The sequence below is a fragment of the Paenibacillus sp. FSL R5-0473 genome (assembly GCF_038004565.1).
GTDB lineage: Bacteria > Bacillota > Bacilli > Paenibacillales > Paenibacillaceae > Paenibacillus > Paenibacillus amylolyticus.
On sequence record NZ_JBBORL010000002.1, the window covers coordinates 50,673 to 77,219 of the forward strand.

Here is a 26,547-nt window from a genome sequence, read left to right on the forward strand (position 1 = left end):
ATGGCTATAGGAAGAGAATATATTGGACACTTCATATATGTCTTGCACGTTTTATTGCCTTTAGTCCAGATAACTGAGAGTTTAGAAATAAGAGGCGACCAACAAATTGGTCGCCCCTCCTACAAATTTTGCTATGTAACCGCATGTAAATCCTCTTTAGTGCGACTTCAAATGGTATTGCATTATGGTGTGTGAATCGTATATCAAACTCAAATACCTTAACCTGGTTTTGTTTTCTGAGTAGTGAACACTCCTAACAAAACAATCTACTTCATTCTTAGAATAGTTGCATCTACTAGGGTATTGGATGTCTCCAAAGCAACGTTACTTATTAACCATCATTAGCCTCAATATTCTTGAAAACTTCTTCAATCTCAGCCTTCCGAACAATACTACTTGTTGTTTGGTACTCTTCATAGAGTTCAGTATAGTGATTTAATCGTTCTAGCTGAGCCTTCTCTATTTCAGACAACGACTCTTCGTTATATTGCTGATATTGTGTTTCCAACTCAGTATACTTCAATTGCAATTCTTCTTTTTCAACAATACTATCCGTTAGATAATATAGTCGAAGTATCTTTGCCATTAGTGTTTTTGTTTCAATTAGTTTGTTAACAGATGAGCTATTTTCCATGTGAATCCCTCCTATATTAATATCATATCACAGACTAATTTCTCCCACAAAAACAAAAAAAGCCTAAGCAAATTTGCTTAGGCTTCTTCTCAATTAGTAAACGGTCCTACCTTCAGTAATGCTCGATAGACGCATGGTTTCTGACTCGATGTCTTTTTTTTCTTTCGTGCAATATAGTGTACTGCCATAACTAAATGCTCAAGTTCACTTTTATGTATAAACAATTTTTGCAATCGTTCTTCACATTCAGCCTTAATGACTATATTCGTAGAATTTATATATAGATAGTATGTTCTGTATATTAATTCTTTAAGTTCATCTATTTCTCTCGTAATTGATTTAGTTTCATTCATTATATGCACACCTCGGAAAAGTTATTGGTGAGACGTATTGGGCGTATGTACCTTAATGCACACACGCCATAAAGAAACCATTCACTTCTTCTCATCTTTGCCACCAACAAGTTTTTGGTATTCCTCATCAATGGCTTTTAAGTCAGTATCTGTTGCTTTGCTTAGAGCATTTTTTGCCAAATACGTTAAACCGTTAAACCCTGCAAGCACAGAGGTACCGACAATTTTAGCATAACCAACTGGTTCAAAGAAGGAGAATGCTGCAAGTGCTGCTGCTCCACCGATGAAAAAATCAACTAGCAGGCCAGGAACAAAAAAACGTTTTTTACCCACCTTTTTAACGTAGGGTAGTAAAGTACCTCCTTCCATTTTAGACGCAACAGCCAGATTCGTCATACCTCCGACGAGAAAAGCAATTAATAATTCCATTAGAATCTCTCCTTTATAATTGGATAAATAAAAAAACCACCAAAATGTAGTGTGATTTACACTCATCCTGGTGGGATACATTTAAAAATCTCAACAAAAAAAGGCCAGAACAACAACCGATTCTAAAATTAAGACACAAGTAAAAAACTCGAGTCAATAGATCCAATAGATCTTTAGAATGCGGATAGTCGCCTGACCTTCCGAAAGTTTAAGATATAAGTAAATGATATACCTCTATTATACTTCATATGATAAATAATTTCTACATAAAAATAACGTGTTATTAAACTTTAGACCTTGTCCCAACTGCTATGATTGTCAACAACTTTTAATCAGGTTAGTATCTTCATTAGTAATAAAATAATAGAAAAATTTAGTAAGGGTTACTTGATTATAGGTCGTGATCTAGTATTCTTTAGACAGATCCTAATATTTCATACTTATACTAACCGTCTAAAAATCTTTTATAAATACTCAACTGCAAAAAAGCCGCCAATATTGACGACTTAATTGCTATACTAAGGTGTTCTTACTCGTTTTCATCAGATTCCCTAATTAGTATAGGTTCAATGGACTCCCATTCACAGGCCAATGACATATACATGAATCTCCAGTGAATGAGCATCAGCACAAGAGTTGATTTGTATGAGAGCATAGATCTTGTTCTCTAAGTGAGTGTACACTTGTTCAACCTTTGCAAACGAAATGGTCAACACATAGATTTTGTATCAATTATTCTGTTTGACAAAAGGCTTAAAAGTGAGACTCCCCCAGCAACATGTGGTTAACTGCAGAGTGACTTTTGCATACAGTCTTGTGGAGGCAAAGTAATCAAAAAGATTAAGAAATTCATTGTACTCTTCCGTTATTGTATAACAATAACACCTTAAGGATGAATTGCTACATTTAAGCTCTATCCCATCACGTAATGAAGGTCAAAAACTAGAATAGAGGTCAGGAATAACCTGTTCAAGGTTATTCATAATCATCCCAGAAAAATGGTCTCTGATCTCCTACTTTTACAACGACTCTAGTGTCATCGGGATTACTGGTGACGTCATCCATCCATAAACCCACGTTAGGATTTCCATTCTTCCATTCTTGAAGTAACTCAGGATCAATTACATTCTTTACGCTCTCGTGATTAAGATCGATATCAGAGTCCTCTGTCTGAAAAAACAACTTGAAGCGTAGCTTCAATTCAGGTGCAGGATACAACATTTCTGATGAGAGAATAATAGAAGTTGTGGTGACGATCGAAACATATTTCAAAATTTTCAAAGTTTCTATGACTATCTTTTCAATTACTGGATCTACATCATGACGAAGTAATTCTTTTGGTAACTCAACGACTAGTAACATTTGTTGAGGATCATCCATTTGACAGGTCATGCTCCAGAAAGACCAAGCAGCAGTTAGAAAGGATAGTGCCTGTTCATAAACACTCCCCGTAGCTTCAATGTAATATCTTTTTCCGTGATCCTTCAATTGAACCCAAGGGATCTTTCCGATCTTTAACTGGTGATCCATAAGCAATTCTTTATAGATCACATCATCGCTAAGAGACTCAATAGCTCTCTTGTAACCTTGTAGTGGTCCCTCAATATGCGGTTTAAAACTAATGGGTGGCAATAGTTGGCTTCGTGGGACATCTAGTATCTTTGCCAACAGGTTGAAATAAGAGTTCGAAAAAAAGTGTCTGGTTTCAATAAATACACTTCGATCCTCGAAGAATTCAGGTGGATCGGGATAGCCTTCCACCCATGGAATAGACTCAATTGTACATGCCTCGCCAAGCTGAGGAGCCTCTGTTGAAATCATAAAAACTGCCTGAGGATCTCGCTTGCTAATTTCATTCGTGATATGGGAAACAAGCTGCCTACGTGGTGAGAGTGTTTTATCGCCTATAATTGCTAGTTCAGCTTGATTATATTGCCACCATGCCCAAGCCATTTCTCCATCTCCATAGTAGTAATTTCCCATGACTAAAGGTTTTTGAATGCTTTTATTCATAAATGCCTCCTACAATAAAAAAACACCGCCAATCCATAAGGGTATCCTTAGGATGACGGTGCTTCCGTTTAATTGTGTATTTGATTAACTTCATTATAAATGATACAAAACTGTTTCACAATGCAGACAGATCTTCTAATGTGTACCGTTAGGAGTATAGTCATCATATGAGCTCTTACTCGCGTCGTAGTACATTACATCTCCATCCTCTAGAAGGAATTGAACTCCATACGGATCAGTGATCTTGTGGTCACGCGAACCATCTGTACCGTCATAACCCTCCATGTCCCACCATTGGTTGTTCAATGGACCATGAATATATTGAAGATATGGATTATTCAAATCTGCATTTCGAATGGTCTCAATGTTGAAGTTGACCGTGATATAACCGTTTTTTAAGAAGATAGGTGACTTTTCATCCAATCGATTCTTTTTACCATACGTTGCTAAATCGGTTCCAGCCGGTACAACATATACAGCAGCAGGTAAACTATATTCACCATACCATTGTTGAACCGATGCATTTACTCGCGCTGGTGTGGCGTTTGCATTGTTTGGGCGGTCAAATGTATTAATGAAGGTCCGAAGTGGCGAAGGCAGGACCTGAACATCATATCCTCCAACATACGTGGCTTCTTTAGCACGTTTTAGATATGAATTCAAATACTGATTTCGCGTCACTGACCAGCCTGTATTCAGATCATAAACGGATCCGGCAGAATTCACGATATCTGCATAAGGTACATTTCGAAGTCTAGTGTTAAGTGTAATGTTCCTACGCTCTACATCTGCACTCGATCCGATCTTAACAAATTTCTGTTTGTCTGAATGATAATACAGATCAACAGGTATCCGTTTAGCGGTTGTACTCGCATTATTATCCTGGAAGTAGAATGTTGGTGTGATTCGGATAGCATCCTTATCTCCATACATATTTCCCTTCGTCTTCAGATCAAACTTGAAATGGTAACCGGTCTTTACCGCAACGCTTTTAAAGTTCGCTAATGGATGACTTCCTCTCCGAATAGGCAATTGATAAGGAGAGAATGAACCGTTCGATCCCCCATCAATCCCTTTAATGCCGACCCAATAGGATGTCCCTTTTGAAGTACTGCTGCCTTTTGCTGTCCGGAATACAGTTTCCCAATTCGGGTCCGCAATATCAGTTACTCTGAAATCATACACACGTCCAATAACCTGTACAGGAACTGTATTTACAGCAACATGATTCACAAGGTTAAGGTTAGCCTTGTCCTCCCATGTAAATCCGGTGGCTGGTGAATTTTCAGCAAAGGATCTATAGGACACAGTATAATTTCCTTCTTCTACCCATAAGGGTAAATAGAATGCTTTCTCGATCTGACTTACAGGGACATCAATCCATGTGTTCGCAGGATAGAATGTAGATTTGTCAGCTGTATACACATCGAATTCAAAGAGAACCTGCTTGAGTTTGATGTACTTTGCGTAATCCCTGTTGCCATAACCAAGTATGTTTCGGTGCTGCCCACTTGTAGGAAGACTTACAGTGAATGGACGATCTAAAATAAATGCACGACGTGACGCATCGGGCTTTGTCCGCTGATTGTGCTCTTTGTCGTCTGATGCATTGGAATAGATAACTGTTGGAGTATGTACTGTAACAGTGTTGATTCCATTGATCGGTAACACTTTGTTTGCACCACCGTTGATGTTGCCAGGCAACAAGTCGTAGTAGATGTCCCCGGAACTAGTGGTATTTAGATCATTAAGCAATGTTTTACTAATCATGTTATTTGGCTTATACAGAACATCTCGTCCAATGGTTGTTGGATTAGGGATGTTTGATGGAGTTGGACCATCTTTAGTAGCTTCAGCATCGTCCATAACCTTAGCATTGTTAAACCTTACTAGGTCATTGTTTACTTTACTTTGTGGCGTGTTTGTTTCAGCCATACCTTTTAAACGTCCAGTGTCATCAGGTACATCTGGTGGAGAATTCAATCCCCCTGTTAATTTTGGTGGTGTATACGAAATTGCAGCTGTTGGTGCTGGTCGTACATGACTTTCCACTGCTTCATCATTTTTAGATTCTAACATTGGTGGTGTGTAGCCAGCAGGTGTCATGGTTACCTTTTTACCTGGAAGAGCGTAATTCTCCATGGTTGCTTTAGCAATTTTGTATACTTCAAGATTGTTGATCTTCCAGTAAGAATAGTCTCTTGTAATCTGGAAGTTGTAAGGTTTAGGTACTGTATCCCCTGTTTTCACCGGAGGTCCTGGTGAACAAGCTCCTCTAGGTGGACAAACTTCTGGACCAGGTATAGTCCATTCTCTTACATAGGATATCGTTACGTTACAATCATACGTTGTTTTACCACTCATTTTTGCCCAAGCTTGTTTGAACAGATAGTTGTCTGCGAATGCATTAGTGTAAAGTGATTCAGATGTCGGGATCCCTTTTAGCACATCGAATTTCTCAGCGTCCCTATTGTCTGCTTTAATTACTCCATTCGCATTTGGATCCAGATCACTCATGTTCATCGTAGTTCCCTGGGAAGGTGGTCCGATGTTTGGGGTGCAGGATCCTCCTCCGCCCCCAGTGTCATCATCTCCTCCACCACCGGGTTCTTCTTCTACTCCGACATTTGTTGTGGTTGTTAACTGAAAGTCATCCTTCTCCCACAATACTGTTATAGTTGTTGTTCCTTTAGCTACAGCTGTCACGAGTCCAGAAGACCCTACAGTCGCAACCGAAGGGTTGGAAGAGGTCCACGTTGTTGTACCATTACCGCTGTTCACATTAGTCCCAGCACCAAAGCTTCCATCTCCGGTTTTGGTTTTTACGGTTGCATTTAACTGTTTTCGATCATTGATCTGGAGCTGACCACCGTTGGTTAGATTAATTTCTTTAGTGATCTCGGCAAATGCTTTCCAGTATAGATCAGTGTTAAAAATGTAATCAGCAGACCATTTAGGAGGATTATATGGCCTCGCTTCTATTGGGTGGATAACGCCACCTATTTTCATATCAAAAACAGTGTTTAAGCCATCAAAAGATATAACCTTAACAAGTTTAGGCATGTTTTGGTCAACATCATAGTATTGCGTATCATCCATATAGTGCGGCTTGTTTGAAACGTCAATTAAATCAGATCGTGAATAAGGATTATTTTGTAGGTCTAGATATTTTGTGGGTCTATATACGTCTTTGTCTAGATTCAGGTTAATACACACTAATGAAGAAGCTGGGAGATTCTTGGCTGGATCGTTAGTTAAAACAGTATTGTTGCACTCACCATCAACACTCCAATCCAAATTATCTAGCTGATAAATATATATACCAATATTTGTTTTTTTAACTCCTTCAACTGGAATAACTTTTTTCTGTGACTTTGCAGGCGTATTGGGTTCCATATGGAATGTTTTTAATACTGGTTTAGTATCACCAGGTCCGCCACCAGCTTTAACAAAAGAGTACGGTGTTAATACTGCACTAAAGGTTAAAATAATTAATAGGACTTTGTAAGAGAATGACTTAAGCCGCAATCTCGATACCTCCTAAGTTATGGCGTATAACTGACACTAAAAGTTGGTCCTTCCTTTGTTTCAAGTGTTACCGCTCTCGCTGTAGATTCCTTAAAATGCAAAAGGCCTTCTGCCCAATAAGTAGGATTTTTGATTACAAAAACTCTATCTTTAATGTAGTCTCCTGTTTTTGGAGCACCATATAATGAAAATGCTTTTGATCGTGGCGATAACAATGGATTAAATGTTGCAGAATTAAGTAGCCCTCCTGCTTGAAGTTGACTCATTGAGTTTGATTTAATATTCAGATTAAATTCAACGAAAGAAAAATACTTCCCACTTTGAAGCTTAACCCCTTCATCGACAAAAACAGGATAGTAGATACTCTGATCTTTTTCAGCAACATTCGTATCTATAATGATCCAATTTAATACCTTCAAATCTGCATAACTTGTATCGGTGATAATCTCTTTGTTTCTAACCTTAGAGAAATCATCTGTTACTACCTCATCGTATTTTCTATTACCAGATAGGAGGATTTTACCTTCAGGTGTTTTTTTGAAATAGCTTGTAATTAGATTTAGATTTGTTCCTTTCAAACCAACTTGGCGAAGTTCATTCAAACCCTTGTAGTTGGAAGGTTTAGTTTTTGCCACAGTACCATAACGCGCAATCAATACAGCAACCTCAGCTCGAGTGGTCGTCCGATCTGCTCCAAACATTTTGTCATTATAGACACTCATTAACCCGGTTCCCATGGCTACAGCTACAGCATTTTTTTGAGATGTAGCAAGATTACCAGTAAAGTATTCTTTAGCAGGTATAACCGTGTTTTTTACGTCAGATAGGGCTTGTTTGTAGTCTAAATCTACTGTAGCTAAACCTTGAGTCAACCAAATTGCCATTTCACCACGTTTGAGAGAGGCTTTTGCATCCAGTTTTCCTTGGTAGCTTGTAGGGTTGATAAAGCCTTTTTGTATAGCAGCGGAAACCCCACCTTTTGCCCACTCAGGAACATCCGTGAAATTATTAATTCCTGGGCTAGAAGCATTGGGCTGATATGAGAGTCTACCAAGGATGCTAGCCATTTCAGCCTTAGTTACAGGTGAGCTTGGTTTGAACGTCCCGTCTGTGTACCCTTTAAAATAGCCTTGTTCCACAGCTGAGTTGATAGCTCCAGCGGCCCAGTGTGTAGAAGGAACGTCTTTGAATTTCAGGGTAGCTTGAGCTGCCTCTACCGAGCTCCCTACACCTCCTACACCTACAACGCCCCCGGTCAACAAAGCTAAAGCAGTAACTCCTGAAATAATCATCTTCTTCATTAATTTTTTCCTCCATCATTAAATTATTTTCAACTGAGTGATATATGAACTCAGCTCCTGTTCCTTCAATCATATTAGAAGTCAAAAAGGAACGCGAATATTGAACAATATAATTTTATATCGGAAGAAATGGATATCTTTATTATATTTTAGAATATTTACAACACTACTCACCCCTTTCAAATCCAAACAAAAAAAGCACACAAAATGCCTGATGGCATTAAGCGTGCTTCGCTTTTGTGACCTTTGATAAAAGATCATATTTGATTTAATTATACTTAATATAAAGGGTAATGGTGTATATTGTCAACCACATAGACTGAGACCTCTGCAAGAGCCTGATATTGTGTGAATTGTGCTATGGTTTCAATTCACGCACTCATATAAAGTACGACAAGGAACAAATCCGTTGTACTATGTTGTTCAAAATGTTTCAATCCACGCACTCATATAGAGTGCGACGAATTGAGGGAGATGGAAATCATGGCGGTGGCTGTTTCAATCCACGCACTCATATAGAGTGCGACGAGGATAAGAAGTTGTTCCGCGAAATGGCTGAGGAGTTTCAATCCACGCACTCATATAGAGTGCGACTGCTAAAAATGACGTAATACAAGCATATTACAAGAAATTAATAACGTGCTTCTGTGTTATTGTAATGAGAATAATCATATATTATTACCAAAAGGCAACAAATAACATTGTTTCGACAAAATTCGAGGTGCGAGTCTTCCAGGAAAATCATGTGTACTTGGCATTCGCACCTCAAATTTAGTTTCGACAGTAAAACCTGATCTCCTTTATTGGTAATAAATCATCTTATATACACCCATGGCATAGATCCACTGTTGAAAAATATAACTACGAGTTATCAATCAGGGATCTAAGTGAGAGGCTGAAATTTATATATGTAGTATATCTTCCATATTTAAATGAAATTCTTTCATCAAATCTACTACTTACCTTCTCCACTTTGTCTGGACCGATCTTATTTCCTACTAATAACTTATTTGCTCCCTCGCGAACCTTTTAATATTATAATGACAAATCCTAATAGAAGCTAATCAAAAAGCATACCTAATGGACAAACACATTAAGTATGCCTCACTATGACTAATTTCTATTACCAACAGTACAGTCAAGTGGAATATACCCATTACTTGCAGCATCCTTTTCTGAAGAGAAAACCTCTTCCGTAGTGAATGAGGAAGTACATGAATTCCTGGAATAATAATACTTACGGCCATTAGCTATAATCCCATTATAAATAGGCTTTTTCACAACACGGCTTCCACCCAAAGCGTAATTATTATAGTATTTTTCGCCCATTGGCATGCCTTGAACAAAAGAGAGTACTCCGACATCATTAATGGTATTGTTCCATTCTTCTTGACTGATGAGGGGCAATGTAAAGGTGTAGGCTACACCGTTGCGTTTCGCAAAGTTATTGTACATATTAATATAGTGTTCCAAATCTTTCTGAATCGGATTGACAATAGATGCCCTTCTAACTTGATCAAACGTACTTGCGTCATTTAATAGTGGTATAGATGCAGTACCTGCAATCTCTCCGCGGAATCCTTCGAACCATTGTTGGTCCGTATTACGATTTACCGTGACAAAATCATCAAGTGTAAACCCAAACGTGTTTCCGTTCTGATCAGAGTGAGCATAGGGTTTCTTAGGGCTCCAAACATGCTTAAGTTCTTTTTCCCCAGTAGCATTCGTAAATTCGTCCATATAGTAAACGTAGTAACCGTCATAACCAACAATAAGGATAACAGGTACGTAGCTATTGATTACACCTTGACCGGCCGAATTATCAAAAACATCAAAGTTCAAGTAGAGTGAGTTGAAGAACGTTTGCACTGCCTCTTCTTTATTGATTCTAAGTCGTTTTTGAAACTCATACTGAGATTCAGCGCCTTGTGAACCATTGATAATAAGGGCTTTGGCTGCGTCCTGGGTTGCAGTATCCATGGCATGGTTATAACGCGTCTCAAGAATTACATTCTGCCGATTATGCGTTACATTGATATTATTAATAATGAAATAAGGAAGTAAAATGAGAACGAACACTAGCGTGAGATTAGTTGTAATCTTCATTGAGGACCATTCCTCCATAAGGGATGACAATCTTTTCATTCGGAGTATTGATGGTCCCAGTAAGGACATCGTTAATGAGGGTTCCTGATGTACGGTTCGTGTTCTTAACCACTACGGAGAAAAAATCTCCCGTCGCTAACTTATAAACACGAGTCGGACTTTCAGTATTCTCGGTCGAGTTCCTTGGAAAAAGCTTGTCATTAATCTGAGCATTATAAAAGGATTCGTAATTGACATTAAATCCACCCAAATAAACCCCTGCATCATTATATATTGGGTCGTAACGCTTATGGCGATGTTCCATTTGGATGTCGTATGTATTTGTGGTTAGTGCCATTTGATCAACAAATTCATTATACATCGTTGGAGTAATGTAACCTTTATCTCTAACAGAATCTACAAACTGAGTCACAGAATTCAAGACCACAATTTCAGAGATGTCATCCTGCTTATTTAACCCAGATGAAATCGGCCATAAAAAGATAAGTACGAGGGCCACTACAACCATAAAGACTTTTAAAAAGGGATTACCCATCCTCTACATCCTTTCTCTAATTAAATCTTAATAATATCAGGTCGCCCTTTGTATCTCGAACGTATGTAGGAGTATAGTTTTTATTTACATTAATTCCTGAAACATTAACCTCCGTTGGATCCAATGTTTTGTAGTAAGTAACACCATCTACTATGATATCAACGCCGATGTCTTTAATTTTAAATATGGATTGTCTAACTTCGGCACCAGAAACCTTATAAGAGGTAGGTATTTTCAAAGTTGAAGTAATACTTTTGTCAGACTGGGACGTCATTTTGTAAGTCATATCATTCGTATCGGAAACAGTTTTAAAGAAAAACAGAAATATTGTTAGAGCAGTAATGAACATAAGTGCTGCAACGCTCATATACAAAGCAGATCTTGTATTCTCACCTAATCCCATAATAATCACCCTTAATTACTTGAAAGGGGACGACTTGAGTAAGTCTATCCCCAGTCAGTGATTTAATTAGTTTTGTGTAAAAATGATACCGCGAATAACGTTACTGTTGTCTTTGATCAGTTGAGCTTTGAATTTTCCGGATGGATTAACGTAATCATTGTTTGCTTCATCCATAGCTTTAGCAAGAGTTCCTGCTGGCGTACCTGTACCAATCGAACCGTAACCCTGACCACCTACTGGCACAGTTGTGTTCACTGTTTTGAAGTACCAAGAGCCAGTTGGATTTTTACCAGTGATTACTTGGATACCGAATTCACCTTTGTCTTGGAACTTTCTAAGTGCATTGATTGCTTGGCTACCAGAAACCGTGGTCCCATCATAGACAGTGTATGCTGTTTGAGAAAGCTCTGTTTGGATATCTGCGAAACTTGTTTGTGCAGTTTTGGTGGCGTCTTGAGCAGAAATAAACAAAATTACAGCTGTAGTGATCAGTGCGATTGCCAGGAAAAGTCCCGCAGCCATTTTTAAAGCGCTTTGTGCATTACCCATTTTTAATAATCCCCTTTAAATTATAATTTTTGCATAAGTTCGTAATACGTAGACATCTGTGTAAAAGCCATAAAGACAAATGGAAACACGAGATACAAAAAGATGATCATGTACATTGGAGTGAAACCGATCATGCGACCCCAGCCTGCTTTTGCATTGATCATTTCCTCGTAATCCTGTTTTCTTTGTTCGAAATAGTAATTACGTTCAGTTTCAAGATCATCAAAAGCTTGTTTGACTGGAATTTTTTCTACAGCTAACTGAAGTTTTTCAATGGTTCTCACGAGTGGAGCAAATGGCGCATCGATCATCAGTTGCTCAAGAGCAAGTTCAGCACCACTCTCATAGTTCATAAGGCACTTATGTAGTGGGGCCTTGAAAATTGAAGCGAATCTTTCCATCCATTCAAGAATGACCTCAACCGATACTCGATCGATTTCACTGAGCATCGCAATGATGGTATGAAATTGGTCCACTTCATTTTGCATATCCATTGCTCTCATTCTCTTCTGGAAGAGAAGTACCCAATAGGGTAATTGATAACCCACCCAACCCATTAATAAACATATAAGGATTTCCCACCACTTCATGTATTCGGAATTAATCCGATCCATTTTTGCTAGGATCCTTTCTGTTGAAGCATTGAGTAGAGTATCGTTTGTTGCAACTTCGGGGTCTTGCTTAATCATCTGAACTACACGATCCTGCAGATTATTGTCTTTCACCTCCTTCATATGTTTAATGATAGTACTATCAAAATCAGTGATGGATTTTGCCTCACGCAACTCCTCTTCGGACATTCGACCAAACATAGAATTGTTTTGCGTGGGTGACTCCAGCACATCTTTGATTGCGATGTGATGCATTAATACGAATGAGAACACCAGGCCAATAGAAAGAATGATCGTCAGAACAAAACGATGAAGGTAATGCCACTCCATGGGATAACCCGCATTAGCATCCTTAATTAACTTACTTATTTTGAAATGCTGTGCTGTTCTTTTGGCTGGTTCAAGACGGTCTACTATCCATGAAACAATTTTTGATTTCAAAAGAAGTTTTTCCCAAGAACGTTTTTTTGTTTTCGCTACATAGGTCCCTTCTTGTTGATCCTGCATTTTTTTTAAGAGGATATATGATAACAAAACAGATGCAAATACAACTATTTTCGTTATGAATCCTAACTTGCTAGAATAGAAAGCCTCCATCGCAGGAAATTGCTGACTTGCCCAAAGTTCTATTGGTTTTGTGAAGATAATAGGTGTAACTGCAATGACGGTAAGACCTTTGAACAAGTAATTCAATCGAGTTCTCTTTAGAATTTCAAGGTTAACCTCACTGGCTAACTTATTGAGATTACTGAGATATAGAGATCCATCCTTGATTGTTTTATCACCGAATTCTTTTATTAGAAAGGACATGCCTGCAAATGCCTTCAAGAAACGGTTTGGAGCTTGCTCATAGTATACGGTTAGGCTCTCTTCTGGATTTACAGAGACTAAGACCTCATGAATTTTTTTAGCGTGTAGTGCAGCTTCATACGATGAAGATTCTGATGCTTGACGAAGAGCCTCTTCTACACTGCCATGCTGATGATAGTGATGTCGTACATCTTTGAAGAGTTGATCTCGTAATTGAATTAACAATCGATCATCCACTTTATGTACAAAGGTATCGATTAACATGCCATTCACTACGATAGCTGCAAGGAACAGCATGAATATGAATGTGAAATCATGATTCATTAATAACAAAACTAGTACGACAGCAGCAATTGTTCCAAGTGTGTAAAAAACAATTCTCATGGTTTCTCTTCGCATCGTGAATTCATCATACGAATGGATGGCTTGCAATCTCTTTCGAATCTTTTGGATATAGTTTCGCAAGAATGGTACTTTATTGTACGCGATGTACGAATCTTGCATAAATCGATGAATCATCTGTTTACGATTTGATTTCTTATTCCCGGTGAGCATCTCATAGCTCTTATAATGTTCCTGGGAACCATCGCGCTCGGATCTTCTTGAAATGATCTTCATTACGATATAGAGTACGATGCTTAGGACCACTGAGGTTAAAAGAATACTGACTGCAATAGCCTTCAAATCCATCCTTCTTACCCCCAGTTTTCCTGCATAAATTGTTTAAAGCCTGCTTGATCAACTTCCGTAAGATTTTCCAGCATTTCTTTGACATTGTGATCGGAGATTGGATGAACTGCAACATAACCACCATCACGATATTCAATAATATTTCGTTCATCGAATACTTTCCGATTTGTAGATCTCTTCATATACTTAATGAATGTTTCCATGAATGTAATTTTTCTCTCTTCCGAATCACTCATAGTCCGGATATCGAATGGAATATCTTCATCATCATGAAGTGGTGTACATTCTGTGATTCTCTCAATAAATCGATGTCCGTTACGCTTACGAACTAAATGAATATCGAAATTTAGGACATTCACAACTTGTTCTTCAGCTATTTTCTCATCACTGAAAACATTCATTTTGAGCAATGAATTTCGGAGGTAATGAACGAGCTTTTTAAATGTTCTCGCATGGTGTGTAAAAAACATATCTGCTTGCTGCGCCATTTGAATCATATAAGGTACTGCAGCATCTGTTGCTACTTCTCCCAAAATAAATGCTGTTCCGTCTGTTTTCTTTTGAATATCCAAACCTTGTTGTCCTGTAATAGAGTCGGTTTCTCTAAAAGTGAGGATATTTCGATTGCCGAAAATCTTCCTCAAATGCAGCTCAAATGCCATCTCGTGGACACGAATTGCATGAGTTTTATACATTTCAAGAACCATAGCCATAAGTAACGTTGTTTTACCAGAACCTTGTGACCCGGTTACAGCTGTTACACGCCCTCCCCTAACTAGATACCTGATGAGAAGAATAACTAACATCCGATTTTTTTCTTCTTGGCTGATGAGTTGCTCGAGTGATGCTTTTTGTGTATCAAACTTACGATTGAAAAATGCCCAAGACTCAGAGAAACCAGGACGGACAACAACGATCCGTGAACCGTCTTTCATTTCATTTACTTTGTAACCATTCGATTCTGAGAGTTGTCCTGGATTATTGTAACGATAGATATTTTGGCAGACACGTTTAAGTTCAGCTTCAGATCCGAAACTCAAAAACGACATATGGATCGGTTTACCTTTATACAAAATCCAAACACTGTCATGACTATAGGGTGTGGGTTTCTTATTAACACGATCCGCAAAGAAAGCCATATCATCGAAAGGTTCAATCTGATCAATGGGTACACCAGAAACCCCACCCGACACTCCATCAATCTTCATGTCTCTTATTTCATCAATTACTGAGAAACCTTTATATTGCTGATAGATTCTTTGGACAATAATCATGAGCTTATCCTCAAAAGAAAGTCCCTTGGATTCCTTACGATAAACCTCTTCAATTTCTTGAGGTGTAATAACGTAATATTCGTCTTCTACTTCTTCTTCAGGATTCTTCAGCTCATCTAACTTGTATCTATCAATGATCTGACCTAAAGCATTTACCCCATGTTTTTGTTTGTTTTGAAACAACATAATTTCAAACTTATCTTGTAGGGAGAGAGTTTTCTTATTATCAAACGGAATAATACGATTGATATTTTCATCATTTAAGTCATATGTTTTCAAGAGAAGATCAAAAATCGTATTTTTGACATAGTTTTTATCACGAATATCTCCATCTGTGCATCCCTTTAATGATTTTTGCAACATCAAACGCTGATTCATCCGTCGATCAAATTCTTCTTCAGTTAACCCCAAATGCTCCATGTTACTTGTTGTCAGATCATTAATGGCTGTTTTTACATATTCGGTAATTCCAGCTAAAGTGTACTTCTGATCTATCTCACGAGGGTCGCGTTTGGGTTGACGTTTTTCAGTCATTTTAAAATAGACGTAAACACCAACAAGAAATAGCATTACTAGAATTAATCCAAGATTCACAAGATGACTAATACTCATACCTTAAGCCCCCTGCTCACTATATATCTTTGTATCAACTCCAGCGGCTTCAAATATCCCTTTAGCCAGTTTTCGAACTTCACTCAGAAAGAAGTGATTTTCATGTTGGATTCCGATATTTTTATTTCGAAAGAAAAATTGAACTACTGACTTATCATTGAGAGCATCCATGTAACCTGTGCAGTGAGGAACGGTATATATAGGTGCTTTTGGTTTATACATTCGTTTAATGTTGGAAACAGAATATTTGGAATGACGATCATATTGACCAAGAACAATTACAACTTTTTTCTCTTTGAGGAACTCTGGTTCATCAGTGAAGAACTCATCTAAGACCGCTTTATTTTGGTTGAGATTAACTACGATTACATCTGAGGTCGTCAGGACCGAATTCGTTAACTTGTTTCGCATCCCACTACTCACATCAATCAGAGTGAGATTATAGTAATTCTTTGCCGCATCGAAAATACTTCCGATTACTTCATGAATCATGGAGAACATTTCTTCATTAGGTTTCACTGTTCCACGCAGTAGTTCTAATCGATCCCGCAGAACGGTGTCGGTGTAGTCTTTTACGATCTTTGGAGCCAAGCGATTACTGCGAGCTAGTCTCTCTAAGGCGTCGATGCCTAGGCTCGAATACTCTGAACTATCAAGATCCTTTTCGTTCAGAAAAGTAGATTCCAAAGACGACATACTCCAATGTGTGTGACTCACAAGCGTTTTCGTTAAATACTCCATCCCAATGAGTGTGGCCACAGCAATCAAATTGGATGAGTTTCCAGACTGACCATGACGGTTACTCCAAAATGCTACTTGCCCCATGCAAAGGACCTCCTCGTAAGTTCTTTCATAGAACTTTTTATTAAATTCGTTTCAAGTTCCGAAATTTCCGCCGTTAATTTCTTAATAATCCCTTTATAGTTCTTTGAGAGACGTCGAATGTTTATTTTTCCTTGGTGTTGGTTATTTATTTTTGTTACATAATCAATTTCATCATGTAGTAATTCAAATGGCTCTTCAGACCAACTGATAGGGAGGTCTGTCAGAATTGTCTCGAGGTAATCCTCGGCAATATTGCCTTCTACATGATTAACCGAGATTTTAGTAACATCTGTTTTTGGACTTTTACCGTCAGAATGTTCTTTTCCGAATAAAACCTTTACTAAATCAACTGTTTTATCTATGCTCATTTTTTCTGGCGTAGCGGCAATATATTTGGTATGAAACGAATTGAACTCCTCTTTGTTCAAAAATGAAATATCACTGCAGTGAACAATGAGTTGCTCATAATCATTTTTTGCAACTAAGGTTTCGATTTCATCAAAAGTTTCGTAGCCAACTGCTACGTCAAACCCATCAAACTCTACTACTTTCATTTGCGATGTCGTCATTGGTGTTGGTGTGTTGTTCTGTATGTACTTTTCTGTTGTGCCATCAACTAAAAGTACTTTCCTCCCAGAAATTGAAATGACTTTACCTACATATTGAAGCAAATCACTTATATCTGCTGATCCAAGAAATAATGATCTTTTCATGCTGCCCCTCCGTTCTATTTCACTAATGGCTGCCCAAAAACGTCTTTCTGTTTTTCTTCGCTTGTAGAAGTATCCAGTCCGGACTCTATCGGCTGAACAATTTCCTCTTTACTTGCTTCCGTAGATTGAGTTGTTGGAGATGAATCTATTGAACTACCTGGTGTTGTACTCAGTTCTGCACTTGTATCGGGTATAGGAGCCCCCAGTGTTCCGGTTACTGCTTCGTTATTTTGCTGATTCGTAATTTGGTTGTTAGCAACCTCTTGTTGTAAGATCACACTTCCATTTTGGATTTTCATTTTGTCTGCTTCATCCATTTGAGAGAGATTGTTTTCTAGTACTTGTCTTACATTTCTTTTTAATTGCTCTTTTGCGAATGTCAGAACATTCGGATCGGATTGAATAAGGTCAATTACTTTCAGGTTAGCTGGATAGTTTGGAATTGCTTTTTCTTGCATATATGGATCAGAATAAGTAACGGCATAAAGTTTGGCACCGTTAAGGTATGCATCAACGATCGCACTAGTCATTACTAACAATTCAGCTTCATTAATTTTGTACCAAACAGTTGTGCCGGAAAGATCTTCAACTTTTTTCTTTGATAGAACGATAAAATCTTCACCTGTCGGGAAGGTTAACCGTACGTCTACAAATTGGCCTTTTTTCAGTTTAGTTGGAAGTAACATCACATTGTATTCTTGTATCCGTTGATCACGAGGGGTTGGACCGTTATCAAACACCATTGAATTGATTACGGGTGTATTCTCACCTACATCAATTTTAACGATTTTTCCGTATAGATCATCGGGTGTCTGTACCATGTTAGTGGGAGCATCTGTTTCAGGAATTTGAATGACTTTCAAATTTTCCTTTTTAAGTTTCTCCCCTTCTTTTAGTGGTTTGGATGCTACTACGACTGTTTTCATAGTTGATTGTTGGTGCTGAAGTAATGCCTCTGCTTCAACGAGTTGAGATTCATAATGCATCCTCAACGCTTTCTGGTCTTTAGCTTGTTGCTTAATGAGATAGATGGCGCCACCAGTTGATAAAACTCCCATAGATAGAGCCCCTACAATACCAGCGATAATCAAATTTTTTGTACGCTGCCTTACTTTGGACAATTACATACACCCCTTATCTTGAAATAAAGAAAAATAACAAAAACATAAGTATAATTGTTGCTAGTATAAGAATGGATCTCTTTATCATTTTCTTCTTCTTTGTAAATCCTTGATCAAACACTAGATCAAACTGTTCATTCGTATCATCCTGAGAATCAAAAGGATCAGAGTGAAAAGGAATATCTAATGCATGAATTCCCTCATTATCTTTTTCGATATCGACAATGCTCTGTTTACTGACAAGAGGAACCATAAAGATGCATCTTTCGAGATCAACGTGATTGGATAACAAAAATCTTTTGATGTTGTGCTGTTTCCACTCACTACCTGATGCAACTACAACTTGGGTACTTGCCCGGTGAAATTCAGATATGTGTTCAGTGGTTTCATAAGTACCCATATCTAGAACAATATGTGTATGTTCTGAATTCAGATGGTCAGCCATTTCAAAATCATCTGCTGATTTTACGTAAGTTACGCCTTCAATTATGAATTCATCATTAAGACGGGTGTCTACGTTTTTACCTTCGTAGGCTTTCTCGATATAAACAAGTTCGTTATTTCCGCTCAGTTCTAGTAACTTAACTGAATACCCATGACTTGCCAGATAATTTGCTATCAATATAGAAGAGTGGGTTGTTCCTACGCCTTTTTCGATACCGACTACTGAGATGACTGATTTACCGACAATTCGATCTCTGACTACGATCTTCTGCTTCAGATCAGGTAGCGTCCAAAAATCTGATTCTTCTAATTCTTCTTCCATGATGTCGGGTAAGATTGTTTTATTTGTTTGCTTGTTACTCTTCACCAGATGTTCTTCATCTTCAACCATTTCTTTAGAAGAAGAATTTATTTCATTTGATGTATTGGTACTAACCTCACCTTCCTTCACATTTTGTTTATCTTGTCGTCTGTGGGCCTTATCTTTGTTATGTCCCTCAATATTAATGGTTATAGATTGAGCACCATTTACAAATCTTCTCCACGGTATTCCTTGATCATAATTCCGATACTTTTTAACTTCACTATAAGGTAAAGGGTGGTCTATGCATTTAATTAACTGTTTAATATTCAAGGGTTCAGATTTTTGTGATTTCAAAAATATATTGTAAATCCCCATGGATACTAGTTCAGCAAGTAAAGGATGACCTTGTTTTTCATCCGATAAAAAAATTATCGAGCTTTTACTGAAATCTTCTCGAATTCTATCAATTACATCTGCGAGGAACTCGTGCCTTTTATCAGATTGCTTTACAGCGAGAGAGCTTGAGATAATGACTGCATCTAAAGTGGTTGAAGGGTCTTCTTTGATTAGATGAAGCCTCTCCACAAGATGATCAACTACAACGCACACTTCTAATACATGAATGTTTTCATTTTCAAAATGTTTTTTTAAAGCCTCTGCAAAAGCAGGATTAGGAATGGCAATAATAATTTTTTTCTTATTGAGTTGCTCAAAATCAGGTGCCATTCATTGCATCTCCCCTTTGTTGACTCCAAATAATAGTTCCAAGAACCTTCTCTATCTTCTTTATCTCGTCAGGTGTGGGTGGCTTAAGTCCATTTTCCAATCTACTGACTCTCACTTGAAATGATCCTATGCAGTTTGCAAGATCTTTTTGAGTCATATCTTGTCTTGTTCTATGGATACGCATCAGTTCCCCAGGTGTATAATCCAATCACTGTCACCCCTTTCCTTCAGGGTAAGAAAACAAAAAAAAGCACGCTTAATGCCTAAGGCATCGAGCGTGCTTCGCTTTTTTTGAGGACCCGTCCGGATCATATTTGGTTTATTTATACACAATATAGATTATTAACTGGTTTGTGTCAACAACTTTGATTTCAATTTTTTCACTGTACCCTCTTTACTCAAGTAAATCGTAGTACTAGTTAAGTTGTATAATCTGCATGTTGTGTAATATTTGTATAGTTAAAAATATATTATGTAATATAAAACTGAATACTATATTGTTCATTTAACACTTAAGTATTCAGTTTTGTGTGTATTACACTTGACTCTTTCTCCACTATCCACCAAAATAGAGTATAAGTATATTTATACCGAACTGGAGGATATCATGGGTATCACAGTATCTATAGGAGTACAAAAAGGCGGAGTGGGTAAAAGCTCTACTACATGCATTACGAGTTATCTTTTAGCTGAAAGAGGATTTAAAGTTTTAACTGTTGATTTTGATTCGCAGGGTAACACTACACAAATATTATCAGGAAAAGACATTTACTCTTTTGAAGATAATACAGTACTAAACGCAATTATTGATTTAGATCCTGCTAAGTACATTGTTAAAGTGAATGAGAACCTGGATTTATTGCCGGCCGACGACATCCTATCGACATTAGGCAGAGCTTTAGGAAATGTAAACAGAGTTGTTCCTACCTCTCTAAAAGAAACATTGGATATCATAAAAGACCAGTATGATTTTATCCTTATTGACCAGCCACCTAACTTAGGCGATCTTTCAGTATCTGCATTATCTGCTAGCGACTATGTGGTAGTTATGCTACAATCGGAACCTTTATGTTTTAAAGCTATCCCAAGGTACCTTCAATTGGTGGAACTTATTAAAGAAAGAATTACGCCTACATTAAAGTTAGCTGGCATTCTACCAAGTATGTCGGATTCCAGAACTCGAATTGACTCTTCAATTATTGATCAAGCTAGGGAAGATTATGAGGACTGGGTATTTGACACTGTAATTAAAAGACGTAATCGAATTAAAGAGTATTCTATTCTTGGTATCCAAAACACAACAAAAGAGGACCGAGATGCTCTTGAGCAATATCAACAATTTTTAGAGGAGTTGCTAAACCGTGTCCAAAAAGGATCAGTTTAAAAAATTGTTGGGTGACAGTGGTACTACCGGATCAGATCAAAAAAATCGTATATTGAATGATACTCTTATAAGCGGTAATAATTCTTTGCGACCTGTTTCTGATGAGAATAAACATTCAAGTGTTGATTCGGATATATCTACAATTAATCCAGCAGAGGAACAACCAAAACAAGAACAAGTAACACAACAAGAACCACTACCAGTAGCACAACCTTTAGTAGAGCAATACCAACAACCAGTACAACAAGATCCTGCTAAAGAGTTAATTCAACAAGAAATTCAAGAGACGAAACAGAGCAATGAGCAAGCACCTGTTAGTTCTCATCCACAAGTTTCAGCTGTTAACGGGATATCAAGTATTATTTCATCTTTATCAAACACAGTTGATTTAAAAGTAGAAGAAACACATACGCGTAAAACGTATCTAATCGAAAATGAATTGTTGGCTGAATTAGATAAGTTATGTGTAGGTAAGAAAAAAGGCTACAAAACGAAAATGATTAACTCAGGTCTAAGAATTGTGCTAGAGTTAGTGAATGAAAATAAGGAATTCAAATTATAAACTTACTGAATTTCAAAATAAGAAAGAGGTACAAAGAGCAAATAAGCTCTTCGTACCTCTTTCTTATTTTATGCTACAAACAACTTAAACCGTTTAGTGATTTGAGTGAGAACCTATTTACGGTTTTGAATTTTATTCCATACATTTGTAGGTTTAGTATCATCCGAGTTGCTTCCAAATCTGTTATTAGGCTCTGAAATTTCTTCAGTAGTTGAAGCAACTTCTTCTTCAATTTGATTTTCTTGCTTTCGATTGAATACAGATCCCCCAAAGCCTCCAGAAGCGCCACCACCAAATTTGTTGGCTCCTCGTTTTTGATATGGATTAAAAGTGGATTGTTTTACAGATTCCATTACACCTGAGATATTCAGTTCGATATCTTTGTTTTTTACCTGTTTTTGTTTTTCTAACATTTCATCATATTCTATAGTCATTTCAACGACTCGGCTTGGTAAAGTCATCCCACTAAAAATAGTATAGACAACCGCGTATTCATCAAACCAGATAGGATCTCCATATTTTCCTTGAGCTGTATCATTAAACTCTGATATTACTTGTTTAATAGTCTGTTCTGTTTTGACATCTTTGAATATTGATGCACTTGATGGTCTAAGTACAAAACCACCATACATTGTTGCAGTTTCATAATCATGACCACAAGAGAAGTAGCCCAGCTGAATACTATTTCTCATTTTACTATTCAAAGTATTACTTTCGTAAGGGGCTTCAATGCTAGCTTTGTGAATACTCAAGAAACCACCTGACAGTTGTACGATTTTAATAAAGTCCGAGGGATCATAAGTACTATTGTCTGATCCAAAGTTAGCAGGAATCAAGTTAGCCTCATGGATAGTACTTATAATCGCATCGTTCCCTTCATCTTTCCAAGAAATCAAAGTACTACTGTTCAGTCTATTCTCTTTTTTGGTTGTAAAGTCGTTAAATAGTTTCTTGTTATCAGTAAGAATTACACTACCAAGTGGTTTTTCTTGACCTGGACTAAATAGCTCATTTTGAAGTTCAATGAATTCTTTGATTTCTGCGAGGAGAAGAATTGCATTAGACATTTCAGTGAAATCATCAAATGGACTTGAGAGCAAAAGAGTTATAGGGACCGGAAAAAACTGTTCTTTTATTAAACTTAACACTAGTGAAATAAAGCCTGTACCAAAGCCCCCACCAGCTCCAGCGCAAATAAACAAATGATCAACATCCATGAATTTTCTTTCCATTGCTTCAATCAATTGATTACGCATCTTGTCTGCATTTGGGTTCAATTGTGGATCGAAATTCTCAACAACAAGAGAAGGTGTTCGGGCAGCACCTCTAAAATCTTCAAAATGTATGCGATCTTCGAGCGGAATGTTCTTAAGATGAAGCATGTCATTTTTAGAAAAATTCACGGCAAGGCTAGGATATATTTGTTTTCCATTTGCATATGTATAACCTGCAAAAATATCTGCATCTTTGTTACCTTTCTGCCCTGCTCCAATTACACCAAATCTTAGAGAGACGTCATTGATTAGTGCATTTTCGTTCATGAATGTAAGTACTTTACTATTAGATAGACCCATTAGAATTTTCCTCCTCATATTGTTTTGCTACATATTCTGTGAATGCTTTACCGTCATCAGAAAGAAAGAACTTATGTTGCCTTTTGCTGTACTCGAATGATATTAAACCAGCGAACAAAAGAGCATCTATTGCTGCAACAACTGGATTTTTAGAATAATCCTCACTCATCATCGAGATGATGTCTTTTTTAGGGATGAGATTGTTGTCTGTAATAATGCTCAATACCGATATGTGAGCCTCACTTAATTTATCAAGAAATGCTCGATAATGCACCTCTGTATAAAGTTTTTCTGACATGCTCAGTCTTCACCTCCCTTTGATTATAAGGTCACCTTAAGGTCACCTCTAGGTTACCTTGAGTATATCTCTTTAATATTAATTTAGCAAATATATCTAAATCTTATTTTAAGAATGCTATCTTATCTAATCTTATCTAATATGAATTCTGTAATACTCTATCTGTTATAACGATTTCTCGTGTGAGACATTTTTATTAAAGCTGTTAATTTAGAGTGACCCTAGGGTGACTCTATTTTACTTAAATATAGTCATATTATCTTTATTTACATTAGGTGAGAGTATAAACGCTTTTCTACTCTTCTTAATGGTCTGTTGGAGAGTATCCACAATAGTAGTGTGATTTCTCTCATTTATTTTTATAATATTTCGTTTCTAAAAAATAATACACTCAAACAATATTATGACGATTTTAATGACTACACCAATGATTGATTCAGTGATAACTTTGGTGACTGAGTCACTATTATTATCACTGAACTTATCACGATGTCTGTCATTGCGTATATCGACCACAAAAGGTCGACAAATTCGTTGTCACATAAGGTTTTTTTCTGTTAATCTCGACATACTGCTTTAAGTGACAAGAACTTAGGGTTCATAAAGGTTAGTAAATATGTATCAAATTCAAGCAAATTTATAAAGGAGTTGTCATCAAATTGGATGTTCGAACAATACATAAACTTTCTCCAACCAAGTGTAAGATAATTGAACGTCTCTTTATTTATAGAAGTCTTACCCCGTATCAAGTATTTTTTCTTTTGGATCCGGATAATATTCCTTTAACCTATCCTCATTTCTCATGGGAACTACTTAACTTATCAAAAATGAGAAGCACATGGAATCAGTTGGCTCAAATGCAGAAGACCGGTATTATTCAGGTGGCAGCTAAGCATAGTAATGATACGAAGGTTTTAACTTTATCAGAAGAAGGATTATCTATAGCTTACAGCCTTTTAGATATCCCTGAGATTGAAGGTTACCGAAATACAGGTTGGAATAATCAACACGGTTATTTTCCATATGAACTTTATCGCGCTCCAAAAGAGAGACTGCAAAAACATCATAATTTGGGTATTGATTTCAATGTTTTAATGGAACTCTTATCTTTAAAACATAATTTCACATATGATTTTATTGATAATAGATACGCCTCAGTAGAGTTCTCCTCTGTGGATGAGAATACTAAAATCGAAACTAAGAAAATTTTCAGGCCCGATGGAGAGTTTATTATTCGACCTAATGGTACTGATAAGGAATTTCACTGTTGGGTTGAGTTTGATATGGGAACGGAGAAAGGCAAACTTTTATATGAGAAGTTTTCTAAGTACAATCAATATCTGTCCTATATAAGCCAAGGGGTTGAGCGAGATTCTTTAGCCACTTCTATACCTAGTACTATTTTTTTTGTAACGACTGCACGTCAAAGTATTTGGTCTCGATGGCAGAATATTCAGCGGAATTATTTGAACACCATTGAAAACTGGAGCACATTTATAAATTTGTATGTAGGGAATATTGAATCACTTGAAAGTTTAGTGCTGTCCTTTATAAATGAAGGAGACTTGTTTAAAAATAAACTGAATTTAAACTTAAGACCGCTCCTTAATGATCAAGCTTATATTGGACAACCAAAGCCCTCCAAAAATCTCACGAATGCCTCCTCCCTTTCAAGTTTTTGTTATCTATATGGTAACGAAATGAAGATATTAGGTTGGGAGCCGTATTTTACAGTAACTCGCCTTAAAAGCAATGAACATCAGGTTTTTCTTTATGTTAAGTTCGACGAATATGAAACTGGTGGTATTTGTAAGGCAATAGATTTCGCTTCAAAATTCGAAACTATTGAATCCATGAAAAGGATTAATGCAATTGAGGTTATCCCTGTGTTACTTTACTCGGATAAAAAGCCACATTCTCTTGATTTTATTGGTTGTGATCAGAAGGTTAAATTCGATTCTATCTTTATGAAGTATCTTTGGCATAATGTTTCTGAGAATAAGTGGTTCGATAAAAACGGGAATCATATTCAAACCCACCCCTTAAATTTATTTCTTGTTGATTAAGTTTTTGTGTATTAAAGATAAATATAGTCCAGCTGCGTCATGATTAAATCTTCAAGTTCATATACCGAACATATTTCAAAGTATACCCATCCTTTAAGTACAGTGCTGATTTACCTTAAGTACTTTTATGATGTTTCACTTACGAACCATTCAAAAATGATCTAGTTTATGTCAATCAAACAATTTTTAAAACATAATACTTTAATGAATATATTACGTAATATAAATATTTAATTTTAAATCTTCAGTATTCTGAATATATTATGTAATAGTTAATTTAGTATTGTCATAAGATCGCTACTAGTCATTTAATGGATACCCAAGCTTTTAGTGCCTTTGAAAACCCCACAATTTAATCCATCATAAACTGTGGGGCTTGCCATATAATCAGTAATTTCAAGTAACAGTAAACTGAATACTTATATTAAGTTAGAACTCAGCATGTTTATCACAAATACGTTATAGGTACCATTGAGCTAGTAATAATATAAATTTCTGCCTCAAGTATCTTAAGTATATTCAGATGTAGGAATCTGAATATAAAACTGAATATATTTATATTATTTAAGTTGGATTTTATCCGTATCCTGCTTTTTTGTGATAGAAGACTCGGTGTAGTGTCGTAAGTATATATTGCAACGTATGAGTACTCATTGATGATATATAATCATCTAATGAATTG

21 protein-coding genes are annotated in these 26,547 nt (G+C 36.9%); 3 read left to right on the forward strand and 18 right to left on the reverse strand.

What is annotated here, in order from left to right; genetic code table 11:
• Nucleotides 1–331 precede the first annotated feature (331 nt).
• The 16 genes from MKY28_RS30275 to MKY28_RS30350 form a co-directional block, all read right to left on the reverse strand.
• Nucleotides 332–634, reverse strand: a complete 303-nt coding sequence (locus MKY28_RS30275; protein WP_340938188.1) for a hypothetical protein — start codon at nt 632–634, stop codon at nt 332–334.
• 434 nt (nt 635–1,068) lie between these two features.
• Nucleotides 1,069–1,416: a DUF4257 domain-containing protein gene (locus MKY28_RS30280; protein ID WP_165789818.1), complete on the reverse strand. Its 348-nt coding sequence runs from the start codon at nt 1,414–1,416 to the stop codon at nt 1,069–1,071.
• Between the two features lie 975 nt (nt 1,417–2,391).
• Nucleotides 2,392–3,429, reverse strand: coding sequence for a hypothetical protein (locus MKY28_RS30285; RefSeq protein ID WP_149847067.1), 1,038 nt, complete (start codon nt 3,427–3,429; stop codon nt 2,392–2,394).
• 135 nt (nt 3,430–3,564) lie between these two features.
• Complete coding sequence (locus MKY28_RS30290) at nt 3,565–6,957, reverse strand: DUF5704 domain-containing protein (protein ID WP_340938192.1); 3,393 nt, start codon at nt 6,955–6,957, stop codon at nt 3,565–3,567.
• 17 nt (nt 6,958–6,974) lie between these two features.
• Complete coding sequence (locus MKY28_RS30295; protein ID WP_340938194.1) at nt 6,975–8,258, reverse strand: S-layer homology domain-containing protein; 1,284 nt, start codon at nt 8,256–8,258, stop codon at nt 6,975–6,977.
• 1,113 nt (nt 8,259–9,371) lie between these two features.
• Nucleotides 9,372–10,364, reverse strand: a complete 993-nt coding sequence (locus tag MKY28_RS30300) for a hypothetical protein (RefSeq protein ID WP_091036726.1) — start codon at nt 10,362–10,364, stop codon at nt 9,372–9,374.
• Entirely contained in the window at nt 10,348–10,899 is a 552-nt protein-coding gene (locus MKY28_RS30305; protein ID WP_091036728.1) for a hypothetical protein, read from the reverse strand. Before MKY28_RS30305 ends, MKY28_RS30300 begins: the two co-directional genes overlap by 17 nt.
• A 16-nt stretch (nt 10,900–10,915) precedes the next feature.
• Nucleotides 10,916–11,302, reverse strand: a complete 387-nt coding sequence (locus MKY28_RS30310; RefSeq protein WP_091036730.1) for a hypothetical protein — start codon at nt 11,300–11,302, stop codon at nt 10,916–10,918.
• Nucleotides 11,303–11,368: 66 nt separating this feature from the next.
• Nucleotides 11,369–11,851 carry an ABC transporter permease gene (locus MKY28_RS30315; protein WP_091036734.1) on the reverse strand — a complete coding sequence of 161 codons (483 nt, stop codon included), beginning with the start codon at nt 11,849–11,851 and terminating at the stop codon, nt 11,369–11,371.
• Nucleotides 11,852–11,871: 20 nt separating this feature from the next.
• A complete protein-coding gene (locus MKY28_RS30320; protein WP_100526652.1) occupies nt 11,872–13,962 on the reverse strand; it encodes a hypothetical protein in 2,091 nt (696 codons plus the stop codon).
• Between the two features lie 5 nt (nt 13,963–13,967).
• On the reverse strand, nt 13,968–15,848 hold the full coding sequence (locus MKY28_RS30325) for a Flp pilus assembly complex ATPase component TadA (protein WP_100526653.1): 1,881 nt from the start codon (nt 15,846–15,848) through the stop codon (nt 13,968–13,970).
• Between the two features lie 3 nt (nt 15,849–15,851).
• A complete protein-coding gene (locus MKY28_RS30330) occupies nt 15,852–16,673 on the reverse strand; it encodes a chromosome partitioning protein ParA (protein WP_100526654.1) in 822 nt (273 codons plus the stop codon).
• The gene (locus MKY28_RS30335; RefSeq protein WP_340938200.1) at nt 16,661–17,386 is read right to left on the reverse strand and encodes a hypothetical protein; all 726 of its coding nucleotides are present in this window, start codon (nt 17,384–17,386) and stop codon (nt 16,661–16,663) included. The genes MKY28_RS30330 and MKY28_RS30335 overlap by 13 nt, the downstream gene beginning before the upstream one ends.
• 14 nt (nt 17,387–17,400) lie before the next feature.
• Entirely contained in the window at nt 17,401–18,507 is a 1,107-nt protein-coding gene (locus MKY28_RS30340) for an SAF domain-containing protein (protein WP_340938202.1), read from the reverse strand.
• 13 nt (nt 18,508–18,520) lie between these two features.
• Nucleotides 18,521–19,981: a hypothetical protein gene (locus tag MKY28_RS30345; RefSeq protein WP_340938205.1), complete on the reverse strand. Its 1,461-nt coding sequence runs from the start codon at nt 19,979–19,981 to the stop codon at nt 18,521–18,523.
• Entirely contained in the window at nt 19,971–20,189 is a 219-nt protein-coding gene (locus MKY28_RS30350; protein ID WP_091036752.1) for a helix-turn-helix domain-containing protein, read from the reverse strand. The genes MKY28_RS30345 and MKY28_RS30350 overlap by 11 nt, the downstream gene beginning before the upstream one ends.
• A gap of 399 nt (nt 20,190–20,588) precedes the next feature.
• Here MKY28_RS30350 and MKY28_RS30355 point away from each other — a divergent pair, with 399 nt between their 5' ends.
• Complete coding sequence (locus MKY28_RS30355) at nt 20,589–21,365, forward strand: ParA family protein (protein WP_091036754.1); 777 nt, start codon at nt 20,589–20,591, stop codon at nt 21,363–21,365.
• A complete protein-coding gene (locus tag MKY28_RS30360) occupies nt 21,343–21,927 on the forward strand; it encodes a hypothetical protein (RefSeq protein WP_340938207.1) in 585 nt (194 codons plus the stop codon). The genes MKY28_RS30355 and MKY28_RS30360 overlap by 23 nt, the downstream gene beginning before the upstream one ends.
• Before the next feature lie 113 nt (nt 21,928–22,040).
• Here the strand turns inward: MKY28_RS30360 and MKY28_RS30365 are convergent, their stop codons facing one another.
• Entirely contained in the window at nt 22,041–23,501 is a 1,461-nt protein-coding gene (locus MKY28_RS30365) for a cell division protein FtsZ (protein WP_340938209.1), read from the reverse strand.
• Nucleotides 23,488–23,799 (reverse strand): hypothetical protein, encoded by a 312-nt coding sequence (locus MKY28_RS30370; protein WP_091036763.1) that lies wholly within the window; start codon nt 23,797–23,799, stop codon nt 23,488–23,490. Before MKY28_RS30370 ends, MKY28_RS30365 begins: the two co-directional genes overlap by 14 nt.
• Before the next feature lie 659 nt (nt 23,800–24,458).
• Between MKY28_RS30370 and MKY28_RS30375 the strand changes: the two genes are divergently transcribed.
• Nucleotides 24,459–25,865: a replication-relaxation family protein gene (locus tag MKY28_RS30375; RefSeq protein WP_340938213.1), complete on the forward strand. Its 1,407-nt coding sequence runs from the start codon at nt 24,459–24,461 to the stop codon at nt 25,863–25,865.
• Nucleotides 25,866–26,547 lie beyond the last annotated feature (682 nt).

Bases quoted from the DNA above. Each gene is read 5' to 3' on its own strand.
- MKY28_RS30275 (WP_340938188.1), bottom strand. From the start codon at position 634: ATGGAAAATAGCTCATCTGTTAACAAACTAATTGAAACAAAAACACTA.
- MKY28_RS30280 (WP_165789818.1), bottom strand. From the start codon at position 1,416: ATGGAATTATTAATTGCTTTTCTCGTCGGAGGTATGACGAATCTGGCT.
- MKY28_RS30285 (WP_149847067.1), bottom strand. From the start codon at position 3,429: ATGAATAAAAGCATTCAAAAACCTTTAGTCATGGGAAATTACTACTAT.
- MKY28_RS30295 (WP_340938194.1), bottom strand. From the start codon at position 8,258: ATGAAGAAGATGATTATTTCAGGAGTTACTGCTTTAGCTTTGTTGACC.
- MKY28_RS30300 (WP_091036726.1), bottom strand. From the start codon at position 10,364: ATGAAGATTACAACTAATCTCACGCTAGTGTTCGTTCTCATTTTACTT.
- MKY28_RS30305 (WP_091036728.1), bottom strand. From the start codon at position 10,899: ATGGGTAATCCCTTTTTAAAAGTCTTTATGGTTGTAGTGGCCCTCGTA.
- MKY28_RS30310 (WP_091036730.1), bottom strand. From the start codon at position 11,302: ATGGGATTAGGTGAGAATACAAGATCTGCTTTGTATATGAGCGTTGCA.
- MKY28_RS30315 (WP_091036734.1), bottom strand. From the start codon at position 11,851: ATGGGTAATGCACAAAGCGCTTTAAAAATGGCTGCGGGACTTTTCCTG.
- MKY28_RS30320 (WP_100526652.1), bottom strand. From the start codon at position 13,962: ATGGATTTGAAGGCTATTGCAGTCAGTATTCTTTTAACCTCAGTGGTC.
- MKY28_RS30325 (WP_100526653.1), bottom strand. From the start codon at position 15,848: ATGAGTATTAGTCATCTTGTGAATCTTGGATTAATTCTAGTAATGCTA.
- MKY28_RS30330 (WP_100526654.1), bottom strand. From the start codon at position 16,673: ATGGGGCAAGTAGCATTTTGGAGTAACCGTCATGGTCAGTCTGGAAAC.
- MKY28_RS30335 (WP_340938200.1), bottom strand. From the start codon at position 17,386: ATGAAAAGATCATTATTTCTTGGATCAGCAGATATAAGTGATTTGCTT.
- MKY28_RS30345 (WP_340938205.1), bottom strand. From the start codon at position 19,981: ATGGCACCTGATTTTGAGCAACTCAATAAGAAAAAAATTATTATTGCC.
- MKY28_RS30355 (WP_091036754.1), top strand. From the start codon at position 20,589: ATGGGTATCACAGTATCTATAGGAGTACAAAAAGGCGGAGTGGGTAAA.
- MKY28_RS30365 (WP_340938209.1), bottom strand. From the start codon at position 23,501: ATGGGTCTATCTAATAGTAAAGTACTTACATTCATGAACGAAAATGCA.
- MKY28_RS30370 (WP_091036763.1), bottom strand. From the start codon at position 23,799: ATGTCAGAAAAACTTTATACAGAGGTGCATTATCGAGCATTTCTTGAT.